At 70.7% G+C, this 14,506-nt stretch carries 11 protein-coding genes; 7 read left to right on the top strand and 4 right to left on the bottom strand.

Features of this window, described 5'->3' with window-relative positions; all coding sequences use genetic code 11:
* Positions 1 to 71: 71 nt before the first annotated feature.
* The 4 genes from EDD27_RS27245 to EDD27_RS27230 all read right to left on the bottom strand — a co-directional run bounded on the left by EDD27_RS27245 (position 72) and on the right by EDD27_RS27230 (position 3,211).
* Positions 72 to 926: an ABC transporter permease gene (locus EDD27_RS27245; RefSeq protein ID WP_127934905.1), complete on the bottom strand. Its 855-nt coding sequence runs from the start codon at positions 924 to 926 to the stop codon at positions 72 to 74.
* A 5-nt stretch (positions 927 to 931) separates the two neighbouring features.
* The gene (locus tag EDD27_RS27240) at positions 932 to 1,909 is read right to left on the bottom strand and encodes an ATP-binding cassette domain-containing protein (protein WP_127934904.1); all 978 of its coding nucleotides are present in this window, start codon (positions 1,907 to 1,909) and stop codon (positions 932 to 934) included.
* A complete protein-coding gene (locus EDD27_RS27235) occupies positions 1,909 to 2,529 on the bottom strand; it encodes a PadR family transcriptional regulator (protein WP_127934903.1) in 621 nt (206 codons plus the stop codon). The genes EDD27_RS27240 and EDD27_RS27235 overlap by 1 nt, the downstream gene beginning before the upstream one ends.
* 82 nt (positions 2,530 to 2,611) lie before the next feature.
* Positions 2,612 to 3,211: an SACE_7040 family transcriptional regulator gene (locus EDD27_RS27230; RefSeq protein ID WP_127934902.1), complete on the bottom strand. Its 600-nt coding sequence runs from the start codon at positions 3,209 to 3,211 to the stop codon at positions 2,612 to 2,614.
* Between the two features lie 61 nt (positions 3,212 to 3,272).
* On the opposite strand from EDD27_RS27230, the gene EDD27_RS27225 reads away from it, so the two are divergent.
* From EDD27_RS27225 to istA, 7 genes are all read left to right on the top strand, one after another.
* Positions 3,273 to 4,844: a carboxyl transferase domain-containing protein gene (locus EDD27_RS27225; protein ID WP_127934901.1), complete on the top strand. Its 1,572-nt coding sequence runs from the start codon at positions 3,273 to 3,275 to the stop codon at positions 4,842 to 4,844.
* Positions 4,845 to 4,855: 11 nt separating this feature from the next.
* On the top strand, positions 4,856 to 6,805 hold the full coding sequence (locus tag EDD27_RS27220) for an acetyl/propionyl/methylcrotonyl-CoA carboxylase subunit alpha (protein WP_206642212.1): 1,950 nt from the start codon (positions 4,856 to 4,858) through the stop codon (positions 6,803 to 6,805).
* Complete coding sequence (locus EDD27_RS27215; RefSeq protein WP_127934900.1) at positions 6,805 to 7,710, top strand: hydroxymethylglutaryl-CoA lyase; 906 nt, start codon at positions 6,805 to 6,807, stop codon at positions 7,708 to 7,710. The genes EDD27_RS27220 and EDD27_RS27215 overlap by 1 nt, the downstream gene beginning before the upstream one ends.
* A 1-nt stretch (position 7,711) precedes the next feature.
* Entirely contained in the window at positions 7,712 to 8,848 is a 1,137-nt protein-coding gene (locus tag EDD27_RS27210) for an acyl-CoA dehydrogenase family protein (protein ID WP_127934899.1), read from the top strand.
* A gap of 44 nt (positions 8,849 to 8,892) precedes the next feature.
* Positions 8,893 to 9,327 (top strand): GNAT family N-acetyltransferase, encoded by a 435-nt coding sequence (locus EDD27_RS27205; protein WP_127934898.1) that lies wholly within the window; start codon positions 8,893 to 8,895, stop codon positions 9,325 to 9,327.
* 143 nt (positions 9,328 to 9,470) lie between these two features.
* A complete protein-coding gene (locus EDD27_RS27200; protein WP_127934897.1) occupies positions 9,471 to 12,446 on the top strand; it encodes a helix-turn-helix transcriptional regulator in 2,976 nt (991 codons plus the stop codon).
* A gap of 550 nt (positions 12,447 to 12,996) precedes the next feature.
* Complete coding sequence (gene istA, locus EDD27_RS27195) at positions 12,997 to 14,472, top strand: IS21 family transposase (protein WP_127934029.1); 1,476 nt, start codon at positions 12,997 to 12,999, stop codon at positions 14,470 to 14,472.
* Positions 14,473 to 14,506 lie beyond the last annotated feature (34 nt).

The following is a 14,506-nucleotide window of genomic DNA, read 5'->3' as shown; positions in this document are numbered from 1 at the left end:
GGGCCGCGCGGCACATCGGGAAAGTTACCCTCCGTGCATGGTCAACCGCAGCCTGAATCCGAAAGCCCCTGCTATTCCGCCCGCCGGAACTCCGCGATCCCGACCCCCAGCAACACGGCCCCCAGCGCCGCCACGACCCCCAGCTCCAGCAGCACCGGCACCTGGAAGCCGAACCACTGCACCCCGGGGTTGAGCATCGCGTTGACCTGCGGCGGCACGTCCAGATGGGCGAAGACCGCCTGCCGCATCGGATCCACCGCGTACGTCATCGGATTCACCACGGTGAGCACGTGCAGCCACGAAGGCAGGTTGGCCAGCGGGAACATCGCCCCCGACAGGAACATCATCGGCATGATCGCCATCTGCATGAGCCCGAAGAAGGTCTGCATGTTCTTCATCCGCGCGGCCAGCATCACCCCGAAAGCCGTGATCGTGAACGCCGCCAGAAACATCTCGGCCAGCAGCGTCACCATCAGCACGGGCGAGTACGGCACCCCCACCAGCCCTGCCATGGCGAGGATGATGACGCCCTGCGCCGTGGCCACGAGTGCGCCGCCCAGGCACTTGCCGACCACGATCGCCCCGCGTGAGACCGGCGCGACCAGCATCTCCCGCAGGAAGCCGAACTCGCGGTCCCACACGATGGACCCGGCGGAGAACATGCCCGTCATGATCACGGTCATGGAGATCATGCCGGGATACATGAACGTGCGGAAGTCGATCCCGGGGATCGAGCCCTGCACCAACGACCCCAGACCCGTGCCCATGACGAACAACCACAACACGGGCTGCACCAGCATCGACAACATGCGAGTGCGGTCGTTGACGAAACGCAGGATCTCCCGGTGGAGCACGATCTTGATCGCCCGCACGTCATGCCCGGCGCTGCGCGCGGGCACCCGGACGCTTATCGTCTCGGTAGCCATGATCGTCACCGCCTCGCCATCGCGCGCATGAACGCCATGTTGCCGTCGCCCGCCTCGGCGTCGCGGATCGTGGAGCCGGTGTACGACATGAACACGTCGTCCAGGGACGGCCGCGACACGCTCACCGCCGTGATCGGCAGGCCGAGCTCGGCGAACAACCTCGGCACGAACTCCTCGCCCGACGCCACCGCGAACGTCACCGCCCCCTCGCGCACGGCCGCTTCCAGCCCGAACCGCTCGCGCAGCGCCTCGATGGCCTTGGCGTCGTCGTCGGTCTGGATCTGCACGCGGTCCTTGCCGACGCTGGCCTTCAGCGCTTCGGGCGAGTCGATGACGACGATCTCGCCGTGGTCGATGATGGCGATCCTGTCGCAGTACTCGGCCTCGTCCATGTAGTGCGTGGTCATGAAGATGGTGATGTCCTCCGTGAGCCGTAGCTGGTTGATGTACCCCCAGATGGCCGAGCGGGTCTGCGGGTCGAGGCCGACGGTCGGCTCGTCGAGGAACAACACGCGCGGGGAGTGCAGCAGGCCGCGGGCGATCTCCAGCCGGCGCTTCATGCCGCCGGAGAACGTCATGACCTTCGCGTCCTTGCGGTCCCAGAGCGCGACCATCTCCATCACCTGGCGGATGCGGTCGCCCACGACGGCCTTCGGGACGCCGTACAGCTCGGCGTGGAAACGCAGGTTCTGCTCGGCGCTCAGGTAGCCGTCGAGGGTGGGGTCCTGGAAGACGAGGCCGATGTTCCTGCGTACCTCGTCGCGCTCGCGCACCACGTCATGGCCGGCCACGGTGGCGCTCCCGCCGGTCGGATTGACCAGGGTGCAGAGCATGCTGATGGTGGTGGTCTTGCCGGCGCCGTTCGGGCCGAGGAAGCCGAACACCTCGCCGGGGCGCACCTCGAAGTCGACGCCTTTGACGGCCTCGACCTTGCCGTACGTCTTCCGCAGGCCCCGTACGGCGACAGCCGGACGGTCGCTCATCAGTCCTCCGCCAGAATCTGGAAAACGGCTTTGCGGGTCTTCTTGATCAGCAGTTTGGCCTCCTCCACCTGCCGGTCCCCGGCCGTGCGCACCAGGTGGGCGAAGGCCTCGTTGAGCTGGGCCCACAGCAGGCGCAGCTCGTGGCGGTCGGCCGGCACCGTCCTGGCGACCTCCTCCCACGGCGCCTCCTCGGCGTGCCTGGCGGCCTGCTCGCGGCCCCGCTCCGTCAGCTGATAGGTGCGGCTGCCGCCCGACTCGCTGGCCGTGACCAGGCCCTCGTCCTCCAGCTGCTGGAGCGCCGGATAGACCGAGCCGGGGCTGGGCCGCCACACGCCGCGGCTGCGTTCCTCGATGTCCTGGATCATTTGGTAGCCGTTCTGCGGCGCCTCCAGGAGCAGGGCCAGCAGGGCGGCCCGGACGTCGCCGCGGCGCACGCGCGGCGACGGCGCCTCCCAGTGGATCATCGCGCCGAACTCCGGCGCGGGCGGTGCGAACGGGTGATGCGGCCCGAACGTCTCCGGACCGGGCGGCGCGCCCGGATGACCGGGCGGACCCGGAGGGAACGGGGGAGCGGGAGGGCCAGGGGGCGGCGGAGCGTCCCAGAAATCCGGATCTCGCATGACGTCCTCCAACTATCGAGATATCTTGACGATATATCTAGATAGTTGGGACAACAAGGACTTTTCTTCTGAAGGCTGGAAGTTAGCGGGCGTTAACGACGGCGTCGATCGCCGCCTTCGCCATCGCGTGCAGCAGCGGCCGCATGTCGCGCTCCGGCAGCTCGCCGGCGCTGTGCGGGGTCGAGTTGAGCAGGCCGAACACGGCGTGAGTGGCGGCGCGCAGGCGGGCGGCCGGGCACGCGGGGTGCAGCTCGGCCAGCACGGTCACCCATTCCTCGACGTAGAGCCGCTGCAGCCGCCGGATCTGCCGCCGCTGCGGCTCCGCCACGTTGCCCAGCTCCCTGTCGTGCACCGTGATGAGCGCGGGCTGCTCGATGGCGAACGTGATCTGGACGTTGAGCAGCGCGTCCAGGGCCTGGCGCGGGTCGGGAGCCGACGTGGCGACCGCGACGCCCGACTCGCGCAGCCGCGAGCTGACGTCCAGCAGCATCTCGGCCAGCAGCGCGTCCTTGCCGCTGAAGTGCCGGTAGAGCGCCGGTCCCGAGACGCCCACCGCGCTTCCGATGTCCTCGATCGAGACGCCGTGGAAGCCGCGCGCGGCGAACAGCCGGGCGGCCGCCTCCAGAATCTCCGCACGCCTGTTGCGCCGATTGCGGGTAGAGGTGGTGGCAGCGGTGGTCACGTCTCACATACTAGACGGCTACGTTAATGATGACTAACATCCGAGCCATGAGAGGGGACTCATGAGCAGCGACTGGCCGGTGCTGAAGTCGGCCGCCGACCCGGGGAGCGAGGCGTACAAACGCAATGCCGAGCTCAACGAGCGGCTCGCCGCCGAGCTGCTCGAACGCCTCGCCGTCGCCGCGCTCGGCGGCCCCGAGCGGTCCCGGCAGCGGCACGTCGAGCGCGGCAAGCTGCTGCCGCGCGACCGCGTCGACGGCCTGCTCGACCCGGGCTCGCGCTTCCTGGAGTTGTCGCCGCTGGCCGCGAACGGCCTCTACGACGATCAGGCGCCGGCCGCCGGCATCATCACCGGGGTCGGCCGGGTCTCCGGCCGCGAATGTGTGATCGTCGCCAACGACGCCACCGTCAAGGGCGGCACGTACTACCCGATCACGGTCAAGAAGCACCTGCGCGCGCAGGAGGTGGCCCTGCACAACCACCTGCCGTGCGTGTATCTCGTGGACTCCGGTGGAGCGTTCCTGCCGAAGCAGGACGAGGTGTTCCCGGACCGCGAGCACTTCGGCCGCATCTTCTACAACCAGGCCACGATGTCCGCCCGCGGCATCCCGCAGATCGCCGCGGTGCTCGGCTCCTGCACGGCGGGCGGCGCGTACGTGCCCGCGATGAGCGACGAGGCGGTCATCGTCCGCGGCCAGGGAACGATCTTCCTGGGCGGTCCGCCGCTGGTGAAGGCGGCCACCGGCGAGGAGGTCACGGCTGAGGAACTCGGCGGCGGCGACCTGCACGCGAGGGTCAGCGGCGTCACCGACCACCTGGCCGAGGACGACGCGCACGCTCTCGCCATCGTCCGCGACATCGTCTCCACGCTGGCCCCGCGCGCCGCCCGGCCGTGGGAGACGATCGCTCCGGAGCCGCCCCGGCACGACCCACGCGAGCTGTACGGGATCGTGCCCGGAGACACGCGGCAGCCGTACGACGTGCACGAGGTGATCGCCAGGATCGTGGACGGATCGCGCTTCCTGGAGTTCAAGGCGGAATACGGCTCGACGCTCGTGACCGGGTTCGCGCACGTCCACGGCCATCCGGTGGGGATCGTGGCGAACAACGGCATCCTGTTCAGCGAGTCCGCCATGAAGGGCGCGCACTTCATCGAGCTGTGCGACCAGCGGCGCATCCCCCTCCTCTTCCTGCAGAACATCAGCGGGTTCATGGTCGGCAAGGCGTACGAGGCGGGCGGCATCGCCAAGCACGGCGCCAAGATGGTCACCGCCGTGTCGTGCGCGCGGGTGCCCAAGTTCACCGTCGTGATCGGCGGCTCGTTCGGGGCGGGGAACTACGCGATGGCGGGCCGGGCGTATTCGCCCAGGTTCCTGTGGATGTGGCCGAACGCCCGCATCTCGGTCATGGGCGGCGAGCAGGCCGCGAACGTGCTCACCACCGTCGGCGCCGCCGACGCCGACGCGATCAGGGCTCAGTACGAGCGCCAGGGGAACCCGTACTACTCCACGGCCAGGCTGTGGGACGACGGCGTGATCGACCCGCTCGACACCCGCACCGTCCTCGGGCTGGCGTTGTCCGCGGCGGCCAACGCCCCGCTCGAGCCCGCGGGCTACGGCGTCTTTCGAATGTGACGGATGTGACCATGTTGTTCGACCGCGTTCTGATCGCCAACAGGGGCGAGATCGCCGTACGCATCGCCCGCACGTTGCGGGGGCTCGGCATCACGTCGGTGGCCGTGCACACGGCCTCCGACGCGGGCGCCAAACACGCGCTTGAAGCCGACATAGCCCTCCAGGTGCCGAAATATCTTGATATTGAGGCGATCATCCGAGGTGCCGTGGCTTCGGGCGCGCAAGCCGTCCATCCCGGATATGGGTTCCTCGCCGAGAACGCCGAGTTCGCGCGGCGGTGCGCCGCGGCCGGGCTGGTGTTCGTCGGGCCGCCGGCCGAGGCCATTGAGGCGATGGGCGACAAGATCCGCGCCAAGGCCACCGTGTCGGCCGCCGGGGTGCCGGTGGTGCCGGGCGGCGCCGAGCCGGCCGACTCGCTGGAGGGCTGGCGGGACTTCCCCGCGCTGATCAAGCCGTCCGCCGGGGGCGGGGGGAAAGGCATGGTGCTGGTACGGTCGGCGGCCGAGCTGCCCGAGGCGCTGGCGTCCGCGCGGCGCACGGCACGGGCGGCCTTCGGGGACGGCACCCTGCTGATCGAGCGATATGTCGAGAGCCCTCGCCACATCGAGATCCAGATCCTGGCGGACTCCCATGGGAACGTCGTGCACCTCGGCGAGCGCGAGTGCAGCCTGCAGCGCAGGCACCAGAAGATCGTCGAAGAGGCGCCGTCGCCGTTCGTGACCCCGCCGATGCGCGCCAGGATGGGGGCGGCCGCGGTGGAGGCCGCACGGGCGGTCGGGTACGTGGGCGCCGGCACGGTCGAGTTCATCGTGGACGGCGCCACCGGCGCCTATCACTTCATGGAGATGAACACGCGCCTGCAGGTCGAGCACCCCGTCACGGAGCTGGTGACCGGCCTGGACCTGGTGGAGCTGCAACTGCGGGTGGCGGCGGGGGAGCGGCTGCCGTTCGGGCAGGAGGACGTGCGGCTCGACGGGCACGCCGTCGAGGCCCGCGTCTATGCCGAGGACCCGGCCCGCGGCTTCCTCCCGACGGGCGGCCGGGTCCTGCTCCTCCGCGAACCCGGTGGCGGCGGTACGCCCGATGTCCGGGTGGACTCGGGGCTGGTCGAGGGCGGGGTCGTGGGCAGCGAGTTCGACCCGATGTTGTCCAAGGTCGTCGCCTGGGCGCCGGACAGGGAGGCGGCGCTCAGGACGCTCGACCGGGCCCTGGCCGGCACGGTCGTGCTGGGCGTGGTCACCAACGTTCCGTTCCTGCGCGCCCTGGCCGCACACCCGGCCGTCGTGGCGGGGGAGCTGGACACCGGCCTGGTCGAACGCCTGCTCCCCGACCTGGTGCCCGGCGTGGAGGTGCCGGACGAGGTGCTCGCCGCCGCGGCGCTGGTCTTCCACGACCTCCCGCAGGGCGACGACCCGTGGGAGGTCACCGACGGGTGGCGGCTCGGCGAGCGCGCGTGGACGACGTGGCGGCTGGAATCCAGGGACGGCGTGCACGCCATCCAGGTCCGCGGTCTGCCCGAGGAGTCCGCTGAGGTGCGGGCCGATGACGGCCAGGCGGCCGCCCGCATCCGGAAGGACGGACCCGGGCTCACGGTGACGATCGGCGGGCGCACCGAGCATTACGTGCACGTGCGTGACGGCCAGACGTTGTGGCTCGGCAGGGACGGCCGGGCGTGGGCGTTCACCCGGCACCTCATCGGCGACCCCGGCGACCGGCCAGGGGCCGCCGGCGCCGGGGACGGCGTGGTCCGCAGCCCCATGCCGGGCACGGTTCTGGTCGTCAAGGCGCAGCTCGGTGAGCGGGTGAGCGAGGGGCAGCCGCTGGTCATCGTGGAGGCCATGAAGATGGAGCACACGGTCACCGCCCCACGCGACGGCGTGCTCTCCGAGCTGCCCGTCGAGCCCGGCAGGCCGGTCGACATGGACGCCGTGCTGGCCGTCGTCACCAGCGAGGAGGCGTGATGGCGTACCCGATGGAAGGTCTTCCGCAGCAGGTCACGATCTACGAGGTCGGCCCGCGCGACGGCCTGCAGAACGAGTCCGCCGTCGTGCCCGTCGAGGTCAAGGCCGAGTTCATCGACCGGCTCGCGGACGCGGGCCACAAGGTGATCGAGGCGACCAGCTTCGTGCACCCGAAGTGGGTGCCGCAGCTGGCCGACGCCGACGAGCTGCTCACGAGGCTGCACCGCAGGCCCGGCGTGCGCTACCCGGTGCTGGTGCCGAACCTGCGCGGCCTCGACCGGGCGCTCGACCGGGGCGTGGACGAGATCGCGATCTTCGCCAGCGCCACCGAGACGTTCGCGGCCAAGAACCTCAACCGGAGCCTGGAGAGCCAGTTCGAGATGTTCGAGCCGGTCGTGGCCAGGGCGGTGGACAACGGCGTCAGGGTGCGGGCGTACGTGTCGATGTGCTTCGGCGACCCATGGGAGGGGCCGACGCCGATCCCGCAGGTCGTCACGGTCGGCGAGCGGCTGCTCGGCCTCGGCTGTTACGAGCTGTCGCTCGGCGACACCATCGGCGTCGGCACGCCCGGGCACGTGACCGCGCTGATCAAGGCGTTCCGCCGGCCGGACAAGCTCGCGGTGCACTTCCACGACACCTACGGCCAGGCGCTCGGCAACACGCTGGCGGCGCTGCGGGCGGGCGTGACCACGGTGGACGCCTCCACGGGCGGCATCGGCGGCTGCCCTTACGCCGAGTCGGCCACCGGCAACCTCGCCACCGAAGACCTCGTCTGGATGCTGCGTGGACTCGGCATCGAGACCGGGCTGGACCTGGGCAAGCTCGTCGCCACCAGCACCTGGCTGGCGGAGCTGCTCGGCCGGCCCAGCCCATCCCGCGTCGTGCAGGCGCTGTCGAAAGGCTGACATGCTCAAGGACGAGTACGAAGAGCTGCGCAAGACGGTCGAGGCCTTCGCCCGTGACGTGGTGGCGCCCGTGATCGGCGACTATTACGAGCGCGAGGAGTTCCCGTACGACATCGTGCGGCAGATGGGCGCGATGGGCCTGTTCGGCCTGCCGTTCCCCGAGGAGTACGGCGGGATGGGCGGCGACTACTTCGCCCTGTGCCTCGCGCTCGAGGAGCTGGCCCGGGTCGACTCCAGCGTGTCGATCACCCTGGAGGCGGCGGTGTCGCTGGGCGCGATGCCGATCTACCGGTTCGGCACCGAGGAGCAGCGTGCGCACTGGCTGCCCAGGCTCACCGCCGGGACCGAGCTGGGCGCGTTCGGACTGACCGAGCCGGGCGGCGGCACGGACGTGCCGGGCGGGATGCGGACCACGGCCGTGCTCGACGGACAGGAGTGGGTGATCAACGGGACCAAGGCGTTCATCACGAACTCCGGCACCGACATCACCAGCGTCGTCGGCGTGGCCGCGCTCACCGGCGAACGCGAGATCTCCACGATCCTCGTCCCCAGCGGCACTCCCGGCTTCACCGTCTCCAAGAAGTACTCCAAAGTCGGCTGGAACGCCTCCGACACCCGCGAGCTGTCCTTCGCCGACTGCCGTGTGCCTGTCGGCAACCTCCTTGGTGAGCGCGGCCGCGGCTATGCCCAGTTCCTCCAGATCCTGGACGAGGGCCGCATCGCGATCGCCGCGCTCAGCGTGGGCCTGGCCCAGGGCTGCGTGGACGAGTGCTTGAAGTACGTCAGGGACAGGAAGGCGTTCGGCCATGCGATCGGCCATTACCAGGCCATCCAGTTCAAGATCGCCGACATGGAGGCGCGAGCCCACACCGCCCGCCTCGCCTACTACCACGCGGCCGAGCGCATGCTGGCCGGGCTGCCGTTCAAGAAGGAAGCCGCGATCGCCAAGCTGGTCGCCTCCAACGCGGCCATGGACAACTCGCGCGAGGCCACGCAGGTGTTCGGCGGGTACGGGTTCATGAACGAGTTCCCCGTCGGCCGCTTCTACCGCGACGCCAAGATCCTGGAGATCGGGGAGGGCACCAGCGAGGTCCAGCGCATGCTCATCGCCCGCCAACTCGGCCTGGGTGACCTGTAGGGATGTTTGCGCAGGCGATGCAGCACCGTCTAGTGTCATTGGTCATGACGGCTGACGATCTTCTCATCAGGAGGGCGGAGAAGGCGGACGCGGACGAGGTGTTCGCGTTGGCGCGTGAGTTCGGGCTGACGTTCAGGCCCGAGCGCGAAGCCTTCGACGCCGCCCTGCCCGAGCTGCTGGCGAACGAAGACGCCCTGCTGCTCACGGCCGTCGTGAACGGGCGGGTCCACGGTTACCTGCTGGGATTCGTGCACTTGACGTTGTTCGCGAACGGGCCCGTCGCCTGGGTCGAGGAGGCCATGGTCCAGTCGGGGCTGCGTCGGCAAGGACTCGGGCGGGCCCTGCTGGAGGAGTTCGAGCAGTGGGCCCGCTCCCGCAAGGCGGGCTACGTCGCCATGGCGACGCGGCGGGCGCCGGAGTTCTACCACGCGCTCGGATACGAGGCCTCGGCCACCTTCTTCCGCAAGGTGCTGCGCTAGCTGTACTGACCACGGTCGTTGGTGTCATAGGACGGGATTCGCGACTCGCCGCCGAAGTGTGGTGGGTGACGAAGGGCAGTGCGGCCGTCTCAAGGGCTGGCGGGCCGGCGCTTCTGTCGGAGGCGGATGGCATCCTTGCCTACGTGAGTATCCACGCCGTTAGCCCCTTGTTCGTCGGGCGCGCCCGTGAGCTGGCCGTCCTCGGGGACGCGCTGGCCAGGGCGCGTGCCGGGGTGCCGTCCACCGTGCTGGTCGGCGGCGAGGCGGGCGTCGGCAAGACGCGACTGGTCGGCGAGTTCATCGATCGGGCCGACGATGCCACGGTGCTCGTCGGCGGGTGCTTGGAGCTGGGCACGGAGGGCCTGCCCTTCGCCCCGTTCACCGCCGTGCTGCGCGGGCTCGTGCGGAAGCTCGGCCGCGACGGGGTCGCGGCGCTCGTGCCCGGCGGCGCGACGCGCGGGCTGGCGCGGCTGCTGCCCGAGTTCGGGGAGCCGGACAAGGACGGTCCGGAGGCCAGGGCACGCCTGTTCGAGCTGGTGCTCGGTCTGCTGGAGCGGCTGGCCGAGGAGCGCGCCGTCGTGCTCGTCGTCGAGGACGCGCACTGGGCCGACCGGTCCACCCGCGACCTGCTGTCCTTCCTGGTCCGCTACCAGCGCACCGCCGGCCGCCTGCTGATCGTGGTCACCTACCGCACCGACGAGCTGCACCGCACCCACCCGCTACGGCCGATGCTCGCCGAGCTGGCCCGGGTCGAGTGGGTGGCCAGGACTGACCTGCGCAGGCTGACCCGCAGGGAGGCGGTCGCCCAGGCGGCCAGCATCCTGGAGCGGGAGCCGTCCCCCGCCGACATGGATCTGATCTACACGCGGAGCGAGGGCAACCCGCTGTTCGTCGAGGCGCTGCTCAGCGAGGGCGGCGGCGGCGACGCGCTGCCCGAGTCGCTGCGCGACCTGCTGCTCGCCAGCGTCGAGCGGCTGCCGGAGGAGACCCAGGAGCTGCTGCGCGTGGCCAGCGCGGGCGGCCAGCGCATCGAGCACGACCTGCTCTCCGCGGTCGCCGGGCTCGACGAGAGCTCGCTCTCCCGCGCCCTGAGGCCCGCCGTCGCCGGCAACGTGCTGGTGGTCGACGGCGAAGGCTACAGCTTCAGGCACGCGCTCATCCGCGAGGCGCTCCACGACGACCTGCTGCCGGGCGAGCACACCCGCCTGCACACCCGCTACGCCGAGGCGCTGGAGCGCGACCTGTCGATCCTGCCCGCCCCGCGCGGCGCGATCGAGCTGGCCCACCACTGGCACTCGGCCCACGACTCCACCTGGGCGCTGGTCAGCGGGTGGCACGCGGCTGCCGCGGCCCGCAAGTCCACCGCCTACGACGAGCAGTTCGGTATGTTGTCCAGGGTGCTGGAGCTGTGGGACCAGGTGCCCGACGCGGCCGAGCGCATCGGCTGCGACCGGCTCGACGTGCTGAAGCAGATCGCGACGGTGGCCCACCTCGCCGGCGAGTACGAGCGGGCCGTCGCCCTGGCCAGCGCCGCGCTGGCCGAGCTTGACGAGCGGAGCGATCCGATCAGGACCGCCGTCGTGCTGCGCCAGCGTGGCCTGACCCGTTACGACCTGGGGCGTCCCGGCTATCTCGACGATCTGCGCCGCGCCGCCGAGCTGGTGCCCGCGGACGCGCCGAGCAAGCTCCGCGGTCAAGTGCTGGAGACCCTGTCGCGCATGCTCCACGGGCCCGAGGACTGGCCGGAGAAGATCGCCACGGCCCAGCAGGCCAGGGAGATCGGCCGCCAGGTGGGCGACGCCAACGTCGAGGCGCACGCCCTCATCAATCTGACCTGGGCGCGCTTCGGCTATTCCGAAGTCGAGGCCCAGCTGGCGGCGTTCGCCGAGGCGCGCCGCATCGCCGCCGCCGGGGAGGCCTACAACGCGCTGATGCGCTGCGCCATCTCCGAGTCCGACGCGCTCGAGGGCGCGGGCCGGCACGAGCGGGCCGCCCAGGTCGCCCGCGACGGTGTCGAGGAGGCCGCCAACTACGGCCTGGCCCGCACCTCCGGCGCCTTTTTGGGAATCAACCTGGCCGAGCCGCTGGTGTCGCTCGGGCGGTGGGACGAGGCGCTCCAGGTGATCGAGCACGCGCTCGACCTCACGCCGCCGGCACCCTACCGGGCCAGCCTGCAGGGGTTCGCCACGGACATCGCGCTCGCGCGGGGGCAGCTGGATCGCGCCGAGCAACTGCTGGGGTCGTCGCGCAGCGTGTTCTCCCGGGGGACGTACCGGGATCAGACGGTGCTGCCGCATCTGTGCAGGGAGGTGCAGCTGCTGCAGGCGCGGGGGCAGCTGGAGGAGGCGGTGCGGGCGGCAGCCCGCGCGCTGGAGGAACGCGACCTGATGGTCAGCCCGCGGTATGCCTGGCCGGTGCTCGTGACCCTCGCCCGCCTCCTGCTGGCCGTCGCGCCGCCCGCACCGCGCTCCGGTGGGGGCGTGGGGGCGGCGCAAGGGCCCGGAGCGCTCGCGCAGTTCGCTCTGTCGCTCATGCCGCGGATTCGAGCGCTGGGGCAGGAGCTTCCGGCCGTGGGGGATCTGCAGCAGGCGCATCGGCTCACCTTCAGCGCACTGACCGGGCCGGAGACGCCGATCGAGGATGCCGCGGAGCTTGTCGCGTGGCAGGTCAAGGCGTGGGATCTGGCGGTAGAGGCGTGGGCGGCGCTGCGGCAGCCGTACGCGGAGGCCAGGAGCCTGGTGAGCGCCGCGCAGGCGGCGCTGGCGGCCGGGGACCGGCAGGAGGCCGCCGGCCGGCTCACGCGAGCGCGGGAGCTCGCCGGGCAGCTCGGCGCCACGCCGCTGCTGGAGCAGATCGACGTGTTCGGGCGGCGGGCCAGGATCGGGGGATCGGAGGAAACCGCGGCGGACGGGCAGCCGTTGGGGCTGACGGCGCGGGAGCTGGAGGTGTTGCGCGAGGTGGCCGACGGGCGGAGCAACCGGGAGATCGCGGAGGCGCTGTTCATCTCGGTCAAGACGGTGAGCGTGCACGTGTCGAACATCCTGGCCAAGCTCGGGGTCGCCACCCGCGGCGAGGCCGCCGCCACAGCCCACCGACTCCACCTGTTCGACGCCCCGTAACGGGCGCGGCGCGCGACTGCACCCGGCCGTGAGTGGGTGCTTGGTGTTCGGGCTTGTGGCTTCGCGCGGCCGTGCGGTGCTTGGTGCTCGCGCCTGCGGCTTCGCGCGGCTGTGCGGTGCTTGGTGTTTGGGCTTGTGGCGTGGTGCGGCTGTGCGGTGCTTGGTGTTTGGGCTTGTGGCGTGGTGCGGCTGTGCGGTGCTTGGTGTTTGGGCTTGTGGCGTGGTGCGGCCGTGGCCGAGTGCTCGGTCGTCCGCCCGCGGCTTCCGCGGCCGCGACCGGCGTTTGGTCCTAGCGCCCATGGCTTCGCGCGGACGTGACCTGGCTCCTGCGTCGTGCGGCTGTGACCGTGGGTGCCGACGGCCATGGAAGACTCCTGGTGGGCGGCCAGTTGAGTCCCGGCTGATGGCCACGAGAATTCCCGGTGGATGGCCTCGGGTGTCCTGATCTTCGCCTGTCCCCTTGGAGACCTCTCCAGTCCGGTTTGCTGATGTTTGCCGCATTTCGCAAGCCGACCGAAGAGGTCCCGTGACAAAGTCTGACAGAGAGATCATGAAGATCTTTGAGGCGTACGACCTGACCAAGACCGTCCACTCCGCCGCGCAACTGTCCGGCGCGGACCCCAAGACCGTCAAACGCTACGTCGAACTGCGCCAGCTGGGCCTCAACCCGTATGAGCGGGCGGCCCGGCCGAAGCTGATCGACCCGTTCCTGGAGAAGATCGAAGAATGGGTGGAGGCGTCGAAGGCGAAGATCCGCGCTGATGTCGCCCACGACAAGCTGGTCGCGATGGGATATCGGGGCAGCCCCCGCTCCACCCGGCGGGCGGTCAACGCCGCCAAGGCTGCGTGGCGGGCCGGGCGGCGGCGCACCTACCGGCCGTGGATCCCCGAGCCGGGCATGTGGCTGCAGTTCGACTGGGGCGAAGGCCCGCGGGTCGGCGGGAGACGCACCTGGCTGTGGTGCGCTTGGCTGGCCTGGTCGAAGTTTCGGGTAGTGATCCCGGTCTGGGACTGCACGCTCGGCACGTTGGTGTCGTGCCTTGATTCGACGCTGCGGCGGATCGGCGGCGCCCCCACCTACGTCCTCACCGACAACGCCAAGACGGTGACCAGCGACCACGTCGCCGGGATCGCGGTGCGGCATCCGCAGATCGTCGCCGCGGGCCGGTATTACGGCTGCACGGTGGAGACCTGCGTGCCTTACGATCCTGAATCCAAGGGCGGGGTGGAGGCCACCGTCCGCCTGGCCAAGGCGGATCTGGTACCCACCGAGGCCAACCTCCGCAGCGAGTACGGCAGTTTCGCCGAGCTGGCCGAACAATGCCGGACCTGGTGCGAGAAGATCAACGCCCGCCGGCATCGCGGCAGCGGCCAGGTCCCCGCCGAGCAGCTGTTGATCGAGCAGCAGGCGTTGCACGTGCTGCCGGCCGAGCCGTTCGCGCTGGCGCTGGGCGAGCAGCGGATCGTCTATGACGACCAGACCATCAGCTTCGCCTCGGTGCGCTACTCCACCCCACCCGGACACATCGACACCAAGGTCTGGGTGCGTGTGGTCGGCGAGGAACTCGTCATCACCGCCCGGGCCGTCGGCGGGGAGCTGGCCGAGATCGCCCGCCATCGAGTGTCTGTCCCGGGTAACCCGCAGATCCTCACCCAGCACTACCCGCACCATCCCAATGGGCGCAGTGTCCACCAGCCGAAACCGCGGCCGCGCAGCGAGGCGGAGGTCGCGTTCCTGGGCATCGGGCCGGGCGCCAAGCGGTGGCTGACCGAGGCCGGACCAGCCGGAGCCGTGCGCATCCGCGCCAAGATGGCACGCGCCGTCGAACTGGCCGCGGTGCTCGGCGCTGAGCGTGTCGATGAGGCACTCGGCCTGGCCGCGATCGCCGGCCGCTTCGCCGACGACGACCTGCCCGCCATCGTCGACCATCTGAGCGACCACCGGGCCGTTGGCGAACTCGTGCGCGCCGATGAGACGCATTCGGCTCAGCCCGGCACCGCCTCCTGGCAGGCCCTGGGCCAGTGACCACCCCACCACCCGCCCGGCCTGCGCGGCCGGG

This window comes from Nonomuraea polychroma, from assembly GCF_004011505.1.
Classification (GTDB): domain Bacteria; phylum Actinomycetota; class Actinomycetes; order Streptosporangiales; family Streptosporangiaceae; genus Nonomuraea; species Nonomuraea polychroma.
Note: the sequence above shows the minus strand (reverse complement) of the source record. Positions and strands in the feature narration are given on the sequence as shown.